The 20288-nt window shown below is 72.4% G+C and carries 20 protein-coding genes and 1 riboswitch; of the genes, 4 read left to right on the plus strand and 16 right to left on the minus strand.

Going from position 1 to position 20288, the window contains the following annotated elements; all coding sequences use genetic code 11:
- Positions 1 to 403: 403 nt before the first annotated feature.
- From ABD811_RS08705 to ABD811_RS08745, 9 genes are all read right to left on the minus strand, one after another.
- Complete coding sequence (locus ABD811_RS08705; RefSeq protein ID WP_344943561.1) at positions 404 to 691, minus strand: hypothetical protein; 288 nt, start codon at positions 689 to 691, stop codon at positions 404 to 406.
- Between the two features lie 217 nt (positions 692 to 908).
- Positions 909 to 1499: a phospholipid scramblase-related protein gene (locus ABD811_RS08710; RefSeq protein ID WP_344943564.1), complete on the minus strand. Its 591-nt coding sequence runs from the start codon at positions 1497 to 1499 to the stop codon at positions 909 to 911.
- Positions 1500 to 1741: 242 nt separating this feature from the next.
- Positions 1742 to 2362, minus strand: a complete 621-nt coding sequence (locus tag ABD811_RS08715) for an LURP-one-related family protein (RefSeq protein WP_344943566.1) — start codon at positions 2360 to 2362, stop codon at positions 1742 to 1744.
- Between the two features lie 176 nt (positions 2363 to 2538).
- The gene (locus ABD811_RS08720; protein ID WP_344943569.1) at positions 2539 to 3321 is read right to left on the minus strand and encodes a TetR/AcrR family transcriptional regulator; all 783 of its coding nucleotides are present in this window, start codon (positions 3319 to 3321) and stop codon (positions 2539 to 2541) included.
- Positions 3322 to 3441: 120 nt separating this feature from the next.
- Entirely contained in the window at positions 3442 to 5067 is a 1626-nt protein-coding gene (groL, locus tag ABD811_RS08725) for a chaperonin GroEL (RefSeq protein ID WP_344943572.1), read from the minus strand.
- 460 nt (positions 5068 to 5527) lie between these two features.
- On the minus strand, positions 5528 to 6106 hold the full coding sequence (locus tag ABD811_RS08730; protein ID WP_344943575.1) for a nucleotidyltransferase domain-containing protein: 579 nt from the start codon (positions 6104 to 6106) through the stop codon (positions 5528 to 5530).
- A gap of 161 nt (positions 6107 to 6267) precedes the next feature.
- On the minus strand, positions 6268 to 6546 hold the full coding sequence (locus ABD811_RS08735) for a MoaD/ThiS family protein (RefSeq protein ID WP_344943577.1): 279 nt from the start codon (positions 6544 to 6546) through the stop codon (positions 6268 to 6270).
- A 79-nt stretch (positions 6547 to 6625) separates the two neighbouring features.
- Positions 6626 to 7870 (minus strand): threonine synthase, encoded by a 1245-nt coding sequence (gene thrC / locus ABD811_RS08740; protein ID WP_344943580.1) that lies wholly within the window; start codon positions 7868 to 7870, stop codon positions 6626 to 6628.
- 15 nt (positions 7871 to 7885) lie between these two features.
- Positions 7886 to 8027, minus strand: a riboswitch (SAM riboswitch).
- A 260-nt stretch (positions 8028 to 8287) separates the two neighbouring features.
- A complete protein-coding gene (locus tag ABD811_RS08745; RefSeq protein WP_344943582.1) occupies positions 8288 to 9253 on the minus strand; it encodes a cation diffusion facilitator family transporter in 966 nt (321 codons plus the stop codon).
- A 142-nt stretch (positions 9254 to 9395) separates the two neighbouring features.
- Between ABD811_RS08745 and ABD811_RS08750 the strand changes: the two genes are divergently transcribed.
- A complete protein-coding gene (locus ABD811_RS08750) occupies positions 9396 to 10862 on the plus strand; it encodes an alpha,alpha-trehalose-phosphate synthase (UDP-forming) (RefSeq protein ID WP_344943585.1) in 1467 nt (488 codons plus the stop codon).
- Between the two features lie 42 nt (positions 10863 to 10904).
- Here the strand turns inward: ABD811_RS08750 and ABD811_RS08755 are convergent, their stop codons facing one another.
- Together ABD811_RS08755 and ABD811_RS08760 are read right to left on the minus strand one after the other, a co-directional pair.
- A complete protein-coding gene (locus ABD811_RS08755; protein WP_344943587.1) occupies positions 10905 to 12020 on the minus strand; it encodes a sulfotransferase family protein in 1116 nt (371 codons plus the stop codon).
- A 194-nt stretch (positions 12021 to 12214) separates the two neighbouring features.
- The gene (locus tag ABD811_RS08760; RefSeq protein ID WP_344943590.1) at positions 12215 to 12766 is read right to left on the minus strand and encodes an RNA polymerase sigma factor; all 552 of its coding nucleotides are present in this window, start codon (positions 12764 to 12766) and stop codon (positions 12215 to 12217) included.
- Positions 12767 to 12821: 55 nt separating this feature from the next.
- Between ABD811_RS08760 and ABD811_RS08765 the strand changes: the two genes are divergently transcribed.
- A complete protein-coding gene (locus ABD811_RS08765) occupies positions 12822 to 15011 on the plus strand; it encodes a serine/threonine-protein kinase (RefSeq protein ID WP_344943593.1) in 2190 nt (729 codons plus the stop codon).
- A 67-nt stretch (positions 15012 to 15078) separates the two neighbouring features.
- Here the strand turns inward: ABD811_RS08765 and ABD811_RS08770 are convergent, their stop codons facing one another.
- Positions 15079 to 15783, minus strand: a complete 705-nt coding sequence (locus ABD811_RS08770; protein WP_344943595.1) for a GNAT family N-acetyltransferase — start codon at positions 15781 to 15783, stop codon at positions 15079 to 15081.
- A 195-nt stretch (positions 15784 to 15978) separates the two neighbouring features.
- Here ABD811_RS08770 and ABD811_RS08775 point away from each other — a divergent pair, with 195 nt between their 5' ends.
- The gene (locus ABD811_RS08775; RefSeq protein ID WP_344943598.1) at positions 15979 to 16611 is read left to right on the plus strand and encodes a PadR family transcriptional regulator; all 633 of its coding nucleotides are present in this window, start codon (positions 15979 to 15981) and stop codon (positions 16609 to 16611) included.
- Positions 16612 to 16641: 30 nt separating this feature from the next.
- On the opposite strand, the gene ABD811_RS08780 is transcribed toward ABD811_RS08775, so the two are convergent.
- The 3 genes from ABD811_RS08780 to ABD811_RS08790 all read right to left on the minus strand — a co-directional run bounded on the left by ABD811_RS08780 (position 16642) and on the right by ABD811_RS08790 (position 18816).
- Positions 16642 to 17463, minus strand: a complete 822-nt coding sequence (locus ABD811_RS08780; protein ID WP_344943600.1) for a hypothetical protein — start codon at positions 17461 to 17463, stop codon at positions 16642 to 16644.
- A gap of 167 nt (positions 17464 to 17630) precedes the next feature.
- The gene (otsB, locus tag ABD811_RS08785) at positions 17631 to 18479 is read right to left on the minus strand and encodes a trehalose-phosphatase (RefSeq protein ID WP_344943603.1); all 849 of its coding nucleotides are present in this window, start codon (positions 18477 to 18479) and stop codon (positions 17631 to 17633) included.
- 19 nt (positions 18480 to 18498) lie between these two features.
- Positions 18499 to 18816 (minus strand): DUF3263 domain-containing protein, encoded by a 318-nt coding sequence (locus tag ABD811_RS08790; RefSeq protein ID WP_344943606.1) that lies wholly within the window; start codon positions 18814 to 18816, stop codon positions 18499 to 18501.
- 476 nt (positions 18817 to 19292) lie between these two features.
- Between ABD811_RS08790 and ABD811_RS08795 the strand changes: the two genes are divergently transcribed.
- Positions 19293 to 19883, plus strand: a complete 591-nt coding sequence (locus ABD811_RS08795) for a MarR family winged helix-turn-helix transcriptional regulator (RefSeq protein ID WP_344943609.1) — start codon at positions 19293 to 19295, stop codon at positions 19881 to 19883.
- A gap of 40 nt (positions 19884 to 19923) precedes the next feature.
- On the opposite strand, the gene ABD811_RS08800 is transcribed toward ABD811_RS08795, so the two are convergent.
- Positions 19924 to 20223, minus strand: a complete 300-nt coding sequence (locus ABD811_RS08800) for an SHOCT domain-containing protein (RefSeq protein ID WP_344943611.1) — start codon at positions 20221 to 20223, stop codon at positions 19924 to 19926.
- Positions 20224 to 20288: the final 65 nt, after the last annotated feature.

A 20288-nucleotide genomic window follows, 5' to 3' on the forward strand; every position in this document is an offset into this window, starting at 1 on the left:
TCCCGCTTTCGCGTTTCCCGCCCCCGGGGCGACTCTTCTAATTTACCAGATCCGATCGGGCTGTCAATTTCCCGTTCTTTTCCGGTATCCGCCCTTCCGGCGCTACTTTCGCGGCGACTTCCGGGCGGCCGTGCTATTTCATCAGATCCGGCCCGATTGTCAAAATCGCGCTGTTTCCGATGCCGCCACACGCGCACACACGACGGAGGCGGCGTACGCCGCTCCGCTGTGGAGAACGGTGGTGGATACCCCCGGGCCGACCGCCCTTGGCGTTCGTTTCCCCGTGGGGCGAAGAGAACAGTATGCCCACGAGGGGCCCTCGTCAAACCGGCTGGCGCACACGCCCCGCACGTGTCGGGCGTCCGCGGCTCCTACCAGTACGAATGCCCACAGATCGCGGTGGTCACGGTTTGGCCACGTACCCGCCGACGAAGAGAACCCCCTCGGCCGCCACCCAGACGAGGGCCGCGACGGTGAGAAGCCCGTCGAGCCGGTCGTACCTGCGGCGGACCGCCGGCACCGCCCAAGCGGTCACCGCGATGAAGGCGGCGACGACCGCCAACGGCACGGACGCCACCTCGGCCATGGCGACGTCGGCCGCGCATGCGCCGTCCCGTTCCTCGGCGTCTCCGCAGAACGCCGACACGGCCCACCCTCCGGCCGTGGAGAAGACCCAGAGTGCGGCCAGCACGCAGTTGGCGATGGTCGGTATTGCCGGTGATATCCACCAACCGGTCGAACGTTCGGGCATGGCCTGCACGACCGTTAGTTACCTCGCCGCACCCCTGGCTCAAACCTCGATCAACGGGACATGTCCGAGTCCTCACCTCAAGCCGCCCGGCCGGCGCCCGAGGAAGAGACGCACCATGCCCGAGGTGACCAAGCTTGGGGTTTCCGGGCGTCCCGGGTCAGGTGATGTCCTTGGACTCGTGGAGCGTCATGTCCATGGCGATCGCCGTCGTCGCCGCCAACGTCCGCAGCGGCTCCGGAACAGGGTCGTGGATCTCCACGTCGTACTTGTCGGCCGTCGTCAGCAGGTGCGTCGCCAGGCCGGCCCACTTCTTGCGAACGCGTGCGACCCGGTTGCCCTCGCCGTCGCTCACCACGAAGTTGCTGCGCGCCACGTCCACCGCGATCTCGCCGATGCGCTTGTCGTCGCCGTCGTAGAGCCTGTACAGGCGGCCGACGCGCTCGGTGCGGATCGTGCCGACCAGCTCGCCCTCCGGGCGCCGCACCGCGGTGAGCATCCGGCCGCGCTCCTTGTCGACGATCAGCAGCGGTTCCCCGTCCGGCGTGCTGAGCAGCACCGCCCGGGCGTCCAGTTCGGACTTGCCGGGGAACACCGTGCGCAGCGTCTCGGTGCGGCCGCGCGCTCCGGTCTCGTCGGCGAGGGCCAGCACCGTGCCGTCACCGTCCATGACCTTGTACTTCGATCTGGCGAACGGGCCTCTGCGAGGCTGTTCGACTCTGAGCACCGAAGCGCCGAAGAAATCGCTCACGTGTCCTCCTGGCCTCGTTCGCGTGCGCGGTCCGCGATGACCGGCTCCGTCCGCCGCCGACGCGATCCGCACAGCGGTACGGCCGGGGCCCGGCACCGGTTCGGTGCGTGGCGGCGCTTGGGTGATCCTGCCAAGGCGGGACGGCGAGGGGAACCCCCGCCGAGGGCCGAGGCGTGTTACGGCACCGACGCGGTCGGCGCGGCGGGGTAGCCCCGCGCGCTCCCCGGTCACGGGTGGCGCGGTCAGTTGAAATAGTCCTTCTCCTCGTAATGGATCATGTCCATCGCGAGGGCGGCCGCGACGACGAGGTGCCGCAGCGGGTACGGGAGCGACCGGTAGATCTCCACGGTGTAGCGGTCGGCGGTGGTCAGGACCTCCTTGCCGACGCCGGCCCACTTCTTGTCGACCTGGGCGACGTGCGCGCCGTGGGCGTCGAGCACCGCGAACCTGCGGCCGAGCCGGTTGCCCTTGAGCTCGCCGACGCGCCGTCCGGCGACGTCGTGGAGGCCGTAGCGGAAGGTGTGGTCTTCCTGCTGGAACACGCCGACGAACGCGCCGTCCGGGTCGTACACGGTTGCGTTCTGCGAATGCACGGGCTTGTCGATGACCATGAGCGGCACGCCCTGCGGGTCGGACACCCGCACGGTGCGGGCGGAAGCCTCCGAGCCGCCCCACAGCACGCGGGACGCCTGACGGCGGATGGAGACGTTCTCCTCCTCCGCCTCGGCGACCAGCGTCCCGGGCCCGTCGAAGATCCTGTACTGGGACTTGGCGGCGGGCAGCCGCCTGGGCTGCTCGACACGCAGGATGGACGCGCCGAAGAGACCGTACACGTGGCGCATCGTGCCGAACGCGTCCGTCATTCCACACCTCCCGAAGGCGTCCGGTCTGACCGCGTCAACGCATCAATGCCTCACCCTGACAACGCGCCGGCGACCTCAACCGTGCCAATGGCCCGAATGCGGCCCCTGAGCACGTGCCCTCCCCCGCCCGCTTCCACACCCCCCGCCGGTCCCCGGCCGGACGGCCCCGCTCGAACTCAGTCGGGTCCCGTGTCCGGGGGGCGGGTGCTTTCCCCTGGGGTGTCGGCGGGGGCTCCTGTGGTGTTGTCGGTGGGGAGGATCGCGGCCATGCAGGCCATGACGCGGTCGAGCCCGTAGTGGAAGCGCCGGTCGTCGTCCATGTGCGGCTGGACGGCGTCGCGGATGATGCGAATGAACATCGGGTACTCGCCGCTGGCCAGGATCTGGCGGACGTAGGCGGAATTGCGCACCATCACGTCCTCGCGGCTCAGGCCGGTGCGGCGCTGCTCCTCGATCCAGGTCAGCTGCTCCGCGACGGCCTGCTCGACGTAGCCGTTGAGCATCGCGTACGCGGCGAGGATGTCGTCGATGGGCTGGCCGAAGTCCAGCGCGCGGCAGCCGAACTCGATCAGGCGCAGCTGGTTGGGCCCGAATCCGGGACGTCGCCGCAGCCCCAGCATCCAGGGATGACGCAGCAGCATGGCCCGCTGCCGCCCGGCCAGCAGGGTGACGTCGGCGCGCCAGTCGCCCGAGGGATGTTCCGGCAGGTCCATCTCGCCGAGGGCGTGGTCGATCATCAGCTCGATCAGGTCGGTGCGGCTCGGGACGTACCGGTACAGCGACATGGCGCCCGCGCCGATCTCGGCGGCGATCCTGCGCATGGAGGCCGCGTCCAGTCCCTCGGCGTCGGCGATCCGGACGGCCGCCTCGGTGATCTGCGCCCTGCTGTAGGCGGGCCGCGGCCCCCGGGCCGGACGTTCGGGCAGCATCCAGATGTTCACGTGCTCGGCGTCCGCCACCGTCCCACCTCCCGCGGAAAGACTAATCGGGCCGTGCCGGGCGGCCCGCGCACGCGAAGAGGGGCGGTCCCGTGGGGAACCGCCCCTCTGCCAGGCGTACCGAGTCGTACGGAGCCGGACTCAGAAGTCCATGCCGCCGCCGTCGGGCATGCCCGCCGGGGCCTTCTCCTTCTCCGGCTTCTCGGCGATGACGGCCTCGGTGGTCAGGAACAGCGCCGCGATGGACGAGGCGTTCTGCAGCGCCGACCGGGTCACCTTGGCCGGGTCGATGATGCCCGCCTCGAACATGTTGACGTAGTCGCCGGTCGCGGCGTTCAGGCCCTGGCCCGGCTCGATCGAGCGGACCTTCTCGACCACGACGCCGCCCTCGAGGCCGGCGTTGACCGCGATCTGCTTGAGCGGCTCCTCCAGCGCGCGCTTGACGATGTTGGCGCCGGTGGCCTCGTCGCCGTTCAGCTCCAGCTTGTCGAACGCCTTGGCGCCCGCCTGCAGCAGCGCCACGCCACCGCCGGGGACGATGCCCTCCTCGACGGCCGCCTTCGCGTTGCGGACGGCGTCCTCGATGCGGTGCTTGCGCTCCTTCAGCTCGACCTCGGTGGCCGCGCCGGCCTTGATGACCGCCACGCCGCCGGCCAGCTTGGCCAGCCGCTCCTGCAGCTTCTCGCGGTCGTAGTCGGAGTCGGTGTTGTCGATCTCGACCCGGATCTGGTTGACCCGGCCCGCGATCTCGTTGGCGTCACCGGCGCCGTCGACGATCGTGGTCTCCTCCTTGGAGACGACGACCTTGCGGGCGCGGCCCAGCATGTCGACGGTGGTGTTCTCCAGCTTCAGGCCGACGTCCTCGCTGATGACCTGGCCGCCGGTCAGGGTGGCGATGTCGCCCAGCATGGCCTTGCGGCGGTCGCCGAAGCCGGGGGCCTTGACCGCCACCGACTTGAAGATGCCGCGGATCTTGTTGACGATCAGGGTGGCCAGGGCCTCGCCCTCGACGTCCTCGGCGATCAGCAGCAGCGGCTTGCCGGCCTGCATGACCGACTCCAGGACCGGCAGCAGGTCCTTGTTGGCCGACACCTTCCCCTGGACGATCAGGATGTACGGGTCCTCCAGGACCGCTTCCATCCGCTCGGGGTCGGTCACGAAGTAGTGCGAGATGTAGCCCTTGTCGAAGCGCATACCCTCGGTGAGCTCCAGCTCCAGGCCGAAGGTCTGGCTCTCCTCGACGGTGATGACGCCTTCCTTGCCGACCTTGTCCATCGCCTCGGCGATCATCTCGCCGATCTGGGTGTCACCCGCGGAGATGGAGGCGGTGGAGGCGATCTGCTCCTTGGTCTCGACGTCCTTGGCCAGCTTGGACAGCTCCTCGCTGACCCGCTCGACCGCGGCCTCGATGCCGCGCTTGAGCGACATCGGGTTGGCACCGGCCGCGACGTTGCGCAGGCCCTCGCGTACCAGCGCCTGGGCCAGCACGGTGGCGGTCGTGGTGCCGTCACCGGCGACGTCGTCGGTCTTCTTGGCGACCTCCTTGACCAGCTCGGCGCCGATCTTCTCCCAGGGGTCCTCCAGCTCGATCTCCTTGGCGATCGACACGCCGTCGTTGGTGATCGTGGGGGCGCCCCACTTCTTCTCCAGCACGACGTTGCGGCCCTTGGGGCCAAGGGTGACCTTGACGGCGTCCGCGAGCTGGTTCATACCGCGCTCGAGGCCGCGCCGGGCATCCTCGTCGAACGAGATCATCTTTGCAGCCATAGGCTCCAGTCCTCCCGGAACAGGGTGGCCTTACGGATCGAGCCGATGCCCGCGACGGACGACCTGCCCGACGGCTGCCATTCCGCCGCCGGAGGCATGGCCTCATCGCCCCGACCCACACTGTGGGATTGTCACTCTCCACAGTAGAGTGCCAACGACGTGTTTAGCACTCTACCCGTCCGAGTGCAAGCGGCCGACCTTCCCCCCGGCTGTACCCTCCTTACCTGCCCGGACACCCCCTGACCTGCGAAAGCATCCGGCGTCGGGGGCGGGCCGGGCGCCGCCGCGGGTGGCCGTCCGCCGCTCGTCGCGGCACGTTCGCGGAACGTTCGCTGAACGCGGACCCGGGTCGCGTCGCCGGGAGGGGCCGTGTTCCGCGCGCAGGCGACGCAGGCGGGAAGAGCCGCGCCCGCCCCGCGAGAGGCATGGCGAAACCGCGCCCGTCGGGGAGCGCGGCCGTTTACGAGGGAAGGCCGGACGGGCGGTAATGGCCGGTCTCGGGAGTACGCAGGAGTGGCAGAACCTCTTCCTCCAGGCGCCGGGAGATGCGCAGCCCATATCGCGACTCCAGGCGGTCGCGGGCCCGTACGAAACGCGCCGCGGCGTCCTCCAGGGATTGCGGGACGGTCTGCACTCCGAGTGGGCCCAGCAGGAATCGCGTCATCTTCAGCAGTTCGCCGCGGACGCGGTCGGACTTTCCGTGGCGGCGCTTGCCGGCCAGCGACAACGCCCAGTCCCAGAAGTGCGCGTCGATCGCGGGAAGGGTGTCGGGGCCGACCCGCCACGGCGGGTTCCAACTGCGCGGCATCTCCGGGAAGAGCAGGTCGACCTTGACGGGACCGGGGAAGATCAGCAGATAACTCGCGCAGTCGCCGAGCGGGTCCCATTGGGCGGCCAGCGGCCCGTACGGGGCGACCATGCCCGGCAGGACGGCGGCGACCCCGGCGAAGTCGTCCACGGTGACGTGGAAGTCCCAGTCCGACAACTCGGTGGCGTTTCCGCGCGCCCGGGAGCCGACCAGGTTCACCTTCCGGACCATGGGATGACTTTCCACCGTCCCCGCGACGTCCTCCGCTATGCCCATGAGGGGCCCGTACCCGATGGCGGCGAACGGGAAGCCGGTTTTCGTGCTTTGTCCCGCGCGCGGGAAAAAGCGGCCCGCGCCCGACGAGTGCCGGGCGCGGGCCGTTGTCGGTGCCGTCAGCCGCCGGCGACGGCCGGGATGATGGAGATCTGCGCGCCCTCGGGGGTCGGGGTGTCCAGGCCCTCGGCGAACCGGACGTCCTCGTCGCCCACGTACACGTTGACGAAGCGGCGGATCTTGCCGTTGTCGTCCAGGATGCGGGCGGAGATGCCGGAGTAGCTGGCCTCCAGGTCGGCCACGACCGCGCGCAGCGTGGCGCCCTCGGCCTTGACCTCCGCCTCGCCGCCGGTGTAGCTCCGCAGGATCGTCGGGATCCGAACGGACACGGTGCTCATGCTGGCTCCTCGAAGTGCTCGGGTCGTACGACGGGATGCGCGGCCGCCGAAGAGACGCGCGGCCGCGGCGGGCGTCCGGTCAGGCCAGGCCCGCGGCGCGGAACGCCTCCAGGGAGGGGGCGATGTTCGCGGTCGGCGCGACGACGGGGGCGACGGCGTCCAGGGTCTTCAGCCCGTCCCCGGAGTTGATGATCACGGTTTCGGCCTCGGGGTCGAGGGCGCCGGACTCGGCCAGCTTGCGCAGGGACGCGACGGTGACGCCGCCCGCGGTCTCGCCGAAGATGCCCTCGGTGCGGGCCAGCAGCCGGATGCCCTCGACGACCTGCTCGTCGGTGACGTCCTCGACCGCGCCGCCGGTGCGGCGCGTCACGTCCAGCACGTACGGGCCGTCGGCGGGGTTGCCGATGGCCAGCGACTTGGCGATGGTGTCGGGCTTGACCGGCCGGACGACGTCGTGGCCCTGCTTGAACGCGGCCGCCACCGGCGAGCACCCGGTGGCCTGGGCGCCGAAGACCCGGTACGGCTTGTCCTCGACCAGGCCGAGCTTGATCAGCTCCTGGAACGCCTTGTCGATCTTGGTGAGCTGGGAGCCGGAGGCGACCGGGACCACGATCTGGTCGGGCAGCCGCCAGCCGAGCTGCTCGGCGATCTCGTAGCCGAGGGTCTTGGAGCCCTCGGCGTAGTAGGGGCGCACGTTGACGTTGACGAAGGCCCAGTCGTCCTGCTCTCCGGCGATCTCGGAGGCCAGCCGGTTGACGTCGTCGTAGTTGCCGTCGACGGTGACGAACGTGCCGCCGTACACCGCCGTGGTGAGGATCTTCTGCCGTTCCAGGTCGGACGGGACGAACACCGCGCTGCGGATGCCCGCCCGGGCCGCGGCGGCCGCGACCGCGTTGGCCAGGTTGCCGGTGGACGGGCAGGCCAGCACCTTGAAGCCGAGCTCGCGGGCGGCGGCGAGCGCCACCGCGACCACGCGGTCCTTGAACGAGTGGGTGGGGTTGCCGCTGTCGTCCTTGACCCACAGGCGGCGCAGGCCCAGCGACTCGGCGAGCTGGTCGGCGCGGACGAGGCGGGTCAGGCCGGGCTCGGTGTTGGGGGTGTCGGCGACGTTGCCCGGCACCGGCAGCAGCCCGCGGTAGCGCCAGATGTTGCGCGGCCCGGCCTCGATGTCGGCGCGGGAGACGCCGGCGAAGTCGTAGGAGATCTCCAGCGGGCCGAAACACTCCTCACACGCGTAGTGCGGGCCGAGTTCGCGGGTGTGACCGCATTCGCGGCAGGTGAGGGCGGTCGCGGGTCCCAGATCGACGGCAGGCGTGACAGCCATGTGGCGAGGCCTTTCTCCCCATCTTTCCTGCGCCACCTTGGTCGCAGGCCGGAGTTGGCACCATTTCCTGGCCGGCCTCGCGGGATCGCGAGCGCTTACGAACCAGGTGGTTGCCGGGGCTTCACAGGGCCGGTCCCTCCACCCCTCTGGATGAGCGTTCTTCAGTTGTGGTGCGGGCCGCCGGGGGCGGCCGCCGTCGCGTGTGTCCGCGCGGAGAGAACGCTCGTTCGCCGAACGTTCCGCATGAGCGGTATCACGTCGTATGCGCGACTTTACATGATCTGACCGGTTGCCGGACAAGAGGGTCTCGCAATGTGAGACATTACCCACCTCCTCGCCACGTCACGCGTCCCGGCCGGACAGGTCCGGGCCACTCGCGCCACGCGCCGTCCCAGCAGCCGGGCCGGGCCGTCACGGCTACCCGGTGAGGTCGCGCCGGGCCGGGTCCATCGACGGAGCGGAGTCCCGCTGGGGGGCGTCTTCCTGCGTGGGGTCGAGGAAGACGTGACGGACGGCGGGCAGCCGCTCGCGCAGCCGCCGGTCGATGTCCCCGGCGATGTCCTCGGCCTCGTCGGCGCTGATGGCGTCGGAGAAGTGCACCTTGGCGGCCACGAGGATCTCCTCCGGGCCGAAGTGCATGGTGAACAGCTCCTCCACGCCGTCCACCCCGGGCGCGGCGGTGATCTCCGCGCGGATCTCGCGCTGCGCGGCGGGGTCGGCGGCCTGCCCGATGAGCAGGTGCCGGCTGTCGCGGCCGAGCGCGAACGCCACCACGACCAGCAGCAGCCCGATGAGGATGGAGGCGATCCCGTCCCAGACCGGCGAGCCGGTCGCCTCCCGCAGCGTCAGCCCGGCCGCGGCGAACGCCAGGCCGATCATCGCGGCGGTGTCCTCGAAGAGGGCCGCCTTGAACGTCACGTCGGGGGTCCGGCGCACATGGCCGACCACGGTGCCGCGGGCCTCGCGGCGCGCCTGGGTGAAGGCCCGCAGCCAGGACGTCCCCTCCAGCACCGCCGCGACGGCCAGCACGGTGAAGGCCAGCCAGACCTGCTCGCCGCCCGGCTCCCGGCCGACGATCGCCAGCACGCCCTCGAAGATCGAGTAGCCGGCCCCGGCGACGAGGATCCCGAACGCCGCCAGCAGCGACCAGAAGTACCGCTCGTTGCCGTATCCGAAGGGGTGCCGCCGGTCCGGCGGGCGCGCGCTGCGCCGCAGCGAGGCCAGCAGGAACGCCTGGTTGAGGGTGTCGGCCACCGAGTGCGCGCCCTCGGCCAGCATGGCGCTGGACCCCGCCAGCACCCCCGCGACCAGCTTGGTGATCGCCAGCAACAGGTTCGCCGTCCCCGCGACCAGAACGGTTTTCGTCGTCTCGGCCCTGCTCACGCCGCGCTCGTTTACCCGGAGAAGATCGACATACACGCCGGGGCCCTGTGACACCGGGCATTGCACCGTCTGGGGACGGCCCGAAAACGCCTTCCTGCGGGTCTCTTTGAAGCGCGCGCTCACGAACTGAGACGCTTCCCCTATGAGCCAAGTGCTGGTGGCGTCGAACCGCGGCCCGGTGTCGTTCTCGCTCGCCGACGACGGCTCCCTGACGCTGCGGCGCGGCGGGGGCGGCCTGGTGTCGGGGCTGGCCGCGGTGACGGGCGGCGGGCGCGAGCCGGACGACGGCTGCGCGCCGCCGGACGTGCTGTGGGTGTGCGCGGCGCTCGGGGAGGCCGACCGCTCGGCCGCGCGTCGCGCCCCCGAGGGCAGGCTCGACCTGGACGGGCACGACACGGGCGGGGCGGCCGTGCGCATGCTCGACATACCGCCCGCGACGTTCCACCGCGCCTACAACGCCGTGGCCAACTCCACGCTGTGGTTCGTCCACCACCTGCTCTACGACACGCCCCGCGTCCCGCACTTCGACGCGCGCGCACGGCGCGACTGGCAGTCGTACGAGGCCTACAACGCGGCGTTCGCCGACGCCCTGGCCCGCGACGCCGCCCCGGGCGCCAAGGCGGCGGTGCAGGACTACCACCTGTCGCTGGCGCCGCGGATGCTGCGCGACCGCCGCCCCGACCTGAAGATCGTGCACTTCTCGCACACGCCGTGGGCGTCCCCCGAGTACTACCGGCTGCTGCCCGACGACGTCGGCGCGGCGGTGCTGGACGGCATCCTCGGCGCCGACCACGCCGGTTTCCTCGCCGAACGGTGGGCCGCGGCGTTCCTGGACTGCTGCGAGCAGCTGCTGCCGGGCGCCCGGGTCGACCGCGCGGCCCGGACGGTGACCTTCGCCGGCCACGTCACCCGCGTCGGCGTGCACGCGCTCGGCGTCGACGGGCAGCAACTGCGGGCGCGCGCCGCCGAACCGGACGTCGCCGAACGCCGCCGGGCGCTGCGCGAGCAGGTCGGCGACCGGCGGCTCATCGTGCGGATCGACCGGACCGAGCTGTCCAAGAACATCGTGCGCGGCCTGGCCGCCTACCGGGAGATGCTCGCCAACCATCCCGAGTGGCACGGCCGCGTGGTGCACCTGGCGTTCGCCTACCCGTCCCGGCACGACCTGCCCGAGTACCGCGAGTACACCGCGGCGGTGCAGCGGCTGGCCGCGCAGATCGTCGACGAGTACGGCACCGCGACCTGGGATCCGCTGATCCTGCAGGTCAACGACGACTATCCGCGCTCGCTCGCCGCCTACGGGATGGCCGACGTGCTGGTGGTCAACCCGATCCGCGACGGCATGAACCTGGTCGCCAAGGAGGGGCCGGTGGTGTCGGAGCACGGCTGCGCCCTGGTGCTGTCGCGGGAGGCGGGCGCGGCGGCCGAACTGGCGGCCGACGCGCTCGTCGTCAACCCCTACGACGTGTCGCAGACCGCCGAGGCGCTGCACCAGGCGCTGCTGATGCCGCCCGACCGCCGCGCCGAACGCAGCGCCCGGCTGGCCGCCGCCGCCACCGCGCTCCCCCCACGCCGCTGGTTCGCCGACCAGCTGGCCGCCCTCGACTGACCCCGCCCCGGCCGACGCCGAGAGCGGCGAGGCGGGCGGTGGTCAGATGCCCGGGTGGCCTGTGCGGGCCGGTTCGGCGCGGCGTTCGGCCAGCGGGACGGGGGACGGCGCGGGCACCACGCCGAACGGCGAGGCGGGCTCGACGATGAGCGGGGCGGGTCCGGTCCACACGGTGGTGAGGAGCGACTCGACCGGGTTCGGCTCGCTGCGCGTGCGCCACCGCTCCCGCATCCGCTGCTTGCTCTGGGACATGCGGCGGTGGGTGCTGACCTTGGCGAGCCTGGCCAGCTGCCCGCGCGTGGGACGGGGCGCGCCGCTCGGCTCGTAGCCGTATTCGGCCAGCCGTTCCCCGAACGCCGCCTCGGCCAGGCCGACCTCCCACGGCTCCAGCCGCCGCGTCCAGGACCCCACGCTGCCGCCGTCGACGGCGGCGTGGGTGCGGCGGTGCCACTTCTTCTGCGGCGGGACGGTCAGCCGCGCGACCCTGTTCGGCTCGGTCATGGCGGGGTCGTACTCCTCGCCGAGGAACGCGCACAGCCGCATCAGCTCGTCGGCCGGGTCGGCGACGAGCCGCTCGTACTGCAGCTCGTAGTAGGCGTCGGGGCCGAGTTCGGCGGCGTACCGGCGGCCCTGGTCGATCGCCTCCCGCCAGACGCAGATGGCGTGGTTGATGTCCTGCTTGTACCAGGGCATCTCCTTGAGCGAGGCCACGCAGTCGCGGCCGTCGCGGACCACGTGGACGAACTGGGCGTCGGGGTACATCCGCCGCAGCGCGTCGACGTACCGGAAGTAGCTGGGCCGCTTGTCGCCCCAGCGCACCCGGTCGAAGCGGCGGGCGTAGGCGCGGAACACGACGGCCAGCGCCGAACCCAGCGTGGGGGGAGCGGCCGCGATCTCGTCGGCGGTCCGGTCGGCGTCCAAGCCGAGGTCGGCGAACTTGGTCCCCCGCCCGGTGGTGATCCAGTCGGCCAGCGCCCGCCGGTTCCGGCTGTCGCGCAGGTCACCGAAGTCGCACCGCGACGTCCAGGCCGGGATGACGAACCGGGTCTCGGCGGGGACGGCGATCCGGTGGTGCGAGTGCAGCATCAGCTGCAGCAGCGTCGTCCCCGACCGTGGGCACCCGAGGACGAAGATCGGGCGGTCAGTGTGGGCAAACATGCTCGGGATGCTGGCCGACGGGCCCGCCCGCCATCGCGCGCCTAGGCGCACGCTTGCCAAGGCATTACGGATGCTTGGCAGCAGCTGACCAGCGGATTCCGCCGCCTGTAGACATTCCGGCACGCGGCCGGTCCGCGCGGGGGCGGCCGTGCGGAACGGGCGCCGGCGGCGCGGACGCGGGCGTCAGGTGGGCGTCAGGTGTAGGACTCGCCCAGGGTCTGGCGGACCTGCTTGCGGGCCTCGTGGATGCGGGACTTGACCGTGCCGAGCGGGAGCTTGAGCTGCTCGGCGATCTCGGCGTACTCCAGCTGGGAGACGTCCCGCAGCACCAGGGCCTGGATCAGGTCGGGCTTGCGGGCCTCCAGGTCCTCCATGGCGTCCAGGATGTCGACGCGGGACCCGGCGATGACGCTGGTGCGGCGCGGGTCGGGACGCTGCTGCGGCAGCTCGCCCGCCTGCTCCAGCGAGCGGCGCTTGAGCGAGCGGTAGGTGGAACGCGCCGAGTTGGCGACCACCACGTGCAGCCACGTGCTGAAACGGGAGCGTCCCTCGAACCGGTGGATGTTGCGGGCGACCTGCAGCAGCGCGTCCTGGCACGCCTCCTCGGCGTCCTGGCGGCAGGGCAGGAAACGCGAGCAGTGCCGCAGCACGTCGGGCTCGATCGTGCGGAGCAGATCGTCGAGCGCCGCCCGGTCTCCCTGGGCGGCCTTGACGGCCAGCTGCTCGGTTCTGTCGTCCAGTGCCATCGCCGCGCCTCAGCTCGTTCGCACACACACCCCGTTCGTTGGGCATGATACGGGAGTGTCCTTCCCACCAACTGTCGGTCGTTACCGAATCGAGCGGGTCCTCGGATCCGGGGCGTTCGCCTCAGTGTGGCTGGGGCACGACGAGGCGCTGGACGCCCAGGTCGCGATCAAGGTGCTGTCCGGGAGCCTCCTCGACGACCTCGACGTGCGCAATCGCTTCCTGGAGGAGGCGCGGATCCTGCGCCGCGCCGACTCCGAGCGGCTCGTCCGCGTGCACGACATCGGGGAGCTTCCGGACGGGCGCCCCTACTTCGTCATGTCCTACGCCGACCGCGGCACCCTCGGCGACCGGATGCGCGAACGGCCACTTCCGGTCAACGAGGCCCTTGCGTACGCCGAGGAGATCGCGTACGGGGTCGAGGTCATCAACGCGCTCGGCGTGATCCACCGCGACCTCAAACCGTCCAACGTGCTGTTCCAGTCCACCCGCAACGGGCGGGAGCGGCTGCTGATCGCCGACCTGGGGCTGGCCAAGGCGCTGGCGCACGCCTCCGGCGCGTTCACCCTGCCGGTGGGCACGCCGGGGTACATGTCGCCCGAGCAGGCCCGTTTCGGCGGCGGCCTGGACGTGCGGGCCGACGTGTACGGGCTGGGCGCGCTGACGTACCACATGATCGCCGGGCGTCCCCCGGGGCCGGCCCCCGTCAAGAAGCGGCCCAGCGAGCTGCGCGAAGGGGTGCCGCCCGCGTTCGACGAGGTCATCCTGCGCGCGCTGGAGGTCGAACGCGAGAAGCGCTACCCCACGGCCGAGGCGTTCGCCGAGGCGCTCTCCACGCTGCGGCCGACCAGCTCGCCGCCCGCGCAGGGACGCGGCGCGTCCGACGGCGGGGCCGCCGAACCGTCCGCGGCTTCGGCTTCCCCATCGTCCACCGCGCCGCCATCGTCCACCGCGCCGCCGTCCGCCGCTCCTGCTCCGCCGCCTCCTGCGGAGCCGGCGCCGACGGCCGTGGACGAGCCCTACAGCACGTTCGACGTCGAGAGGACCGTCAGGGACAAGCCGCAGCGTCAGCAGCCCCCGACGCCCCAACCGCAGCCGCCCAGCCACCAGGGGCAGCCGCAGCCGCCCCAGCCTCACCCATCCCCGCCTCAGCCGCTTTACCCGCAATCGCCCGGGCCGGGCGCCCCGGTGGACGATGACTCCACCCGCCAGGACTGGTCGGACGTGGGCGATCTGGAGGCGGTCACGGTCGTCGACCACCCGAGCGGCCGCGGCTCCACGCCGTTCGGCCCGCCCGCGACCCCACTGGGTCCTCCCGGCCCCCAGGGTCCGGCGTCCCCCGGCGCCCCGCAGGACGACGACCGTACGGCGGCGCTTCCCGTCCCGCCGCAACACGGCCATCAGGGGCCGCAGGGCCCGGGGCCGGCGCAGCCGCCCGGCGACAGGACCGCGGTGCTCCCGCCCGCCCCGCACAGCGCGCCGCCGTACCAGGGAGGGCAACCGCCGCCGCCCACCGGTTTCGAGCCGGCCCAGCAGAATCGGGGAGGCCGGGCAGGCCAGGGACGGCTGGCGCGGTTGAAGAACATCGCGCTGCCGGGACGCTCGAAGCAGCAGGGCGGCGGGGGCGGGTCGTCGTCGCGGAAGGTCCCCCTGCCACTGGTCATCGGTGCGGCGCTGCTGTGCGTGGCGCTGGTCGTCGGGCTGGCGCTGGGCACCGTCCTGTCCGGCGACGACGAGAAGAAGCAGCCCGACAAGCCGCGCGTCCCGCAGGACTTCGCGCAGGTCGCGGACGCCTCCGGCAAGATCCGCGCGGCGGTGCCGCGGGCCTGGCCGCTGGACCGGCAGGAGCCCACCTGGGTGCCGACGACCGTGGCGCTGAACGACGCGCAGGCCCGGCCGGTGCTGCGCGCCACCCCGAACGTGACGCAGTTCAAGGGCGACGGGACGGCACCGGGCGTGTTCATCGGCCTCACCAAGGACGTCGCGCAGGGCAAGCTGCCTCCGCCCGGCGTGTCGGGGCACCGCACCTGCACCCCGGCGGGCACGGAGAACTACACCTCGCCCGACAAGGCCCTGACCGGCACGATCACGCGGTTCACCGGGTGCCGGGTCGGCACGCCGTCCGTCACCGAGGTCGGCCTGCGCGACAGCCGCGGGACCTTCGGCGTGTGGATCCGGATCAAGGAGAACGACAACCGCAACCTGACCAAGACCATCCTCGACAACCTCAAGCTGACCGCCCCGTAAACGGCGGTCACGGCGGCGTGCGGACGGGCGTGCCGAGGCCGGCGTGCCCTGCCCGCACCCGTCGCCGTCACGGCGTCCGGAACCCGCGGAACGTCACACGCTTGCGGACCACGAAGCCGAGCCGCTCGTACAGCGCGATCGCGTCGGTGTTGGCCGCGGCCACGTGGAGGAACGGGCGCTCGTTCCGGGAGGTGATGCGTGCGACGAGCGCACGCACCAGGCGGGTGGCATGGCCGCGTCCGCGCGCCTCGGGAGCGGTGCAGACGGCGCTGATCTCGGCCCATCCCGGCGGACGGAGACGTTCGCCCGCCATGGCGACCAACGTGCCGTTCTCGCGGACGCCCAGATAGGTGCCCAGTTCGCGGGTGCGGGGCCAGAACGGTCCCGGTCGGGTCCGCGCCGTGAGTTCGAGCATCTCGGGCACATCGCCGGCGCCCAGTTCGACCACCTCCGAGCCGGGCTCGGCCTCGGGGCGGCCGGGAGTGTCGCCGGCGGGGCCGATCATCTGGAGGCCGTCGAGGGTGAAGACCGGTTCCCAGTCCGCGGGCGGGGTCGCCGGGCAGCTGAACAGGTCGGCCAGCTCGCCGCGGCCGAGCAACCGGGCGAGGTCGGCCCACTCCGCCGGGTCCGGGTCGGCGGACACCGTGGAGAAGGTGGCGACCTCCGGCAGGTATCCGGCCGCGCGGCCGAGCCGGCGGGCCAGATGTCCGTGAGGGCCACGGAGCGACTCACCAACCGGGTCATCGAGTACGGCGACGTCGCTGTCGATCATGTGCTGTGCCTCTCCTGTCCTGCGCGCGCGGGAGCCGGCCCCCGGACGACTGTCATGGGCCGAGAGAGGCTACCGCCGGTTCCGCCTCAGCCTCCGCAGGGACCACTCTGTCCGGCACCCGACTGTTGCATCGCGACCGGTTCCCGATATATCGTTAATGCATCGCGATCAATCATGAGTGGAAGGACGAGAGCGATGCGCCACCACGATCACCACATCAGGCACGGCCGGTTCCCCGAGGAGGAGTCACGAGGGCGGCGGGGCGACCCGTTCGGCGGCTGGGGCCCTGGTCCCGGCGGCCCAGGGTTCGGCCCCGGCTTCGGACCAGGCTTCGGCCCGGGGCGTCCCGGCAGGCGGGGGCCCGGCGGCGGACGCGGACGCCGCACCAAGCGCGGCAACGTGCGGGCGGCCCTGCTGGCCCTGCTGGCCGAGCGGCCCATGCACGGCTACGAGATGATCCAGGAACTCGACGAGCGCACCGGCGGCGTCTGGCGGCCGAGCCCCGGCTCGGTCTACCCGACGCTGCAGATGCTGGAGGACGAGGGCAAGGTCGTCAGCGAGCAGGACGGCGGCAAGCGCCTGTTCAGCCTGACCGACGCGGGCCGCGAGGAGGCCGCCGCGCAGCCCGCCCCGCCCTGGGACGAGGTGACGGAGAACGTCGGCGAGCAGGAACTGCGCGGCCGTGAGGCGATCGGCCAGCTGATGGGCGCGCTGCACCAGGTCGCGGCCGTCGGCAGCCCGGCCCAGCAGGAGCGCGCGCTGCAGGTCGTCAACGACGCCCGCCGCCGCCTGTACGGCATCCTCGCCGACGACCCCGAAGCCGAATGACCCGCACCCGGCGCCGGTGACCGCGCGCGATCACCGGCGTGGCCGGGCGGGGAAGGGGGCCTCGCGGGCCGGCCGGTCGGCCATGTAGAGCTGTTTCCAGACGTACAGGCGCAGGTCGCCGCGGCGCAGGCGGCGGTCGACGGGGACCTCGACGGTCGCGCGCACCAGGTAGGACGAGCGGGGCGGCATGTAGCGGTCGCCGCCGTCCCCGACGATCAGTGCGCCGCCCGACAGCGTCCGGACGACCTCGCTCCTGGTCGGCGGGGTGCACATGGTCTCGGGGACGCCCGCCTGCCACACGCAGCGGCCGCGGTCCCGCGCGGCGACCAGGTTCCGCCTGACGAAGACGTCGCCGGGGAAGTCGAGCAGCACCCTGTCCCCCGTGGGGTTGCTCAGGATGTAGTCGATGTAGGGGAACGATTTGTGCGGGGGCTGGGACGACTGCTGGGTGGTGACGGCGCCGTCACCCAGGCCCCCGGTCACCGCCTGGAGCCGGTAGCGGGATCCGTCCGCCGTGCCGACGTCGACCGGCGAGCCCGCTCGGAGTCGGGCCGCGACGGTCCGGCTCACCTCGGGAGTCGCGCCGCCGCCGTCCCGCGGGTTCCCGGCACGCGGGTTCCCGTCCCGCAGGCCGGGCATGAGCAGCACCCCCGCGCCGATCAGCACGGCGGCGACAGCCATGGCGCACGCGGCCAGGACGCCCGCGCGGCGTCCGGAGCGCCGCCGACCGCGCCGGCGGCGATCGGTGCCGCGCGGCCGGAGCCGCACCTGGATGCCGCTGGTGTCGTGAACGCCGATCGGGCCCGTGCCCGTCGCGGACGGCGGGAAGGGTCTTTCCTGGTCGGTGTCCACGTCAACGCTCCTGTCCGTCGGCCCCCGTGCCACGGCTGCGTCGCGCCGTGGCCGTGAACAGTTTGACGCAGGCGCAGGACCGAACCGTTCACCCCCTGGACATCGCGAAGTACGCCGGGCGGCGGCGTTCCGCTCGTCACCGGGTGACGAGTCCCGGGCCCGGAGGCTTAGCGTGCGTCCAGGGAGTCGGTGAGAGCGTCCAGGAAGCGGACCACCCCGTCGGGGCCGTCCACCACCAGGTCGGCGCGGTCGGCGAGGGCGGTCACCTCGGCCGAGCCGCTGCACACCTTCACCCCCGGGACGCCCTCGGCGCGCAGCGCGTCGATCGCGTCGTAGGCGGCCAGGTCACCGAGGTCGTCCCCGGCGAACAGCACCGCCGACGGGAAGGGGCGGCCGCCAGGGCGCGCGGGGCGCGTCTCGTCCAGGAAACGGCGCAGGGCCATGCCCTTGTCCATGCCGGGCGGGCGCAGTTCCAAGACGAACCGTCCCGGCTCCACGGCCAGGCCGGTGCGTTCGGCGAGCGCCTCCAGGACGCCGCGCAGCCGGTCGAGCGCGACCTGCGGCTCGGCGCAGCGGCGGGTGTGCACCGCCAGGGCCTGCCCCTTGTCCTCGACGTAGGTCGCGTCCGGCGCGCCCGCGGCCTTGAGCACCTCGGGCAGCTTGGCGCGCGCCTCGGCGACGCCGGGCGGCGGCTCGGGCGTGGTCAGCGCGCCGGACTCCCAGCGTTCCAGGCCGTACTGCCCGAGCACCACCAGGCCGTCCACGCCGTCGAGCCCGCCGTACTCCACGGCCACGGCCGCCGGACGGCCTGTGATGATCGCCAGCGCGCCCACGCGCGGGGCGAGGCGGGCCAGCGCCGCGGCCGCCCGGGGATGGGCCCGCGCCGCCGCCGGATCGTCGACGATGGGCGCGAGCGTGCCGTCGAAGTCGAACCCGAGCACGGCGCCGCCCGGGTCGGTGCGGATCGCGTCCAGGCCGTCCGTGCCGGCGGCCGTGGTTGGGGAGAAGAGGTTCACCCGTCCAGTGTTGGGCACCTCAGGGCCGGATGCCGAACCGGCGCGCGGCGCGCTGCCGCTGCCGTTGGGCGCGCACCCGGCGCAGGCGCTTGACGAGCATCGGGTCGTACTCGAGCGCCTCGGGGCGGTCGAGCAGGATGTTGAGGAGCTGGTAGTACCGCGTCGCCGACATGTCGAACCGCTCGCGGATCGCCTGTTCCTTGGCGCCGGCGTACTTCCACCACTGCCGTTCGAAGGCGAGGATCTGGCGGTCGCGCTCGGACAGTTTGCCGGCCGGGAAGGCGAGATCGTCGTCCTGGCCGTCGGGCACCGGTTGCAGGGCTGGGCCGTCGTTCATGCTGCCGTCCTGTCGGGGGCCGTCGTCGGGGCCGCACGCGGGGGGTCGCCGGCGGGGGCCGACGTCTCGCGCATGACGTCCCCTCTGTGGTTACTGATCCCGGGTCGTCCGGGTTCGGCCGGTGCCATGGTACGCGTCCGCGCGGACATCGGCCGGGTGTTCCGCCGGAACGGCACGGCGGTGGCCATCGATGGCGTGGGTCTGAGGGGCCTCGTCGTCGCGAACGGCTACCAGTGCACCACAAACCGGCCTTCGGACGGTGCGCCTTGGCGCGACTGTCGGCGGTTTCCCGCCGACGTTTCCGCGATCGCGCCCAGGGACGAACGTCGTGCCCCGGGCATGCCACTATCGGACGACGATCCGCGTTGTGTCAGGAGTAGGGACACGAGGGAACGCATGTAGATTGCACGCGTTTTCGTGTGTACGCTGCAATCGTATTTGCGGACAGACCGACACGGTGAACGGAGGCCGTGGCAATGGCGACGGAGCACGCGTCCGGGGGGCTCTCCCAGGACTCCGCCGAGCCTGCCGACCCCGTCCTGTCGGAGATCGGCCTGGCGCTGTTCCATCTGCGCCGGGTCTGGATCAAGCCCGACCTGATGAAGAAGATCCGGGCGCAGACCTCCGGCGGGCCGGGCGGGCGCCCGCTGCAGCTGTCCAACCTGATGGTGGTGCACGCGGTCGCCGCGCTCAACGCCGCCGCGGAGGACCCGGACTCCCCCGCGGCCGAGGTCACGGTCGGCGCGGTCGCCGAACGCCTGGAGATCGACCCGTCCACCGCCAGCCGGCTGGTCGGCCACGCCATCGACGCGGGCCTGGTGTCGCGCCGCCCGTCCCCGGTGGACGCCCGCCGCGCCAACCTCGGACTCACCGAGGCGGGACGCCGCGTCCGGCAGGTCGCCGAACGCTCCCGCCGCGCCTATCTGGCCAGCCTGATGTCCGACTGGACGCCCGAGGAGCGCACCGAGTTCGCCCGCCTGCTCACCCGCTTCGCCGAGGCCGCCGTCCAGGCGCCCGCCGAGCTGGAGGGCATCGAAAAGATCTTCCGCGAGGCCGGCGCCGACTGACCGCCCCGCTCCCCCGCCCCCCGGACGGCACCGGTGGGGGTCAGCCCTGGCGCAGGGCGGACGAGCGGCTGTAGTACTCGTCCTCGTCGATCTCGCCGCGGGCGAAGCGTTCGGCCAGCGTGGCGTGCGCGCGGGCCAGCGGGTCGGCCTGGGCCGCGGTCGTGGCCATGCGGCGGCGGACCAGGTAGAAGCCCGCCGCCACCACGGCCACCCAGAACAGCCCGAAGGTGATCGGGAACACCGGCCACCAGGCGGGCGCGTCGTTCCAGCCGTTGTCGTGCCAGCCGCCGCCGGGGCCCGGGTGCGCGGCCAGTGCGGTGAGCGTCGCCATCATCGTCATCGACCTCCTGTCGTCGTCGGATGTGTCGATGCTCGGCGACGGGTCCGGGCCGTGTCGTCGTACGT

Origin of the sequence: Actinomadura miaoliensis (assembly GCF_039536785.1) — a bacterium.
GTDB lineage: Bacteria > Actinomycetota > Actinomycetes > Streptosporangiales > Streptosporangiaceae > Spirillospora > Spirillospora miaoliensis.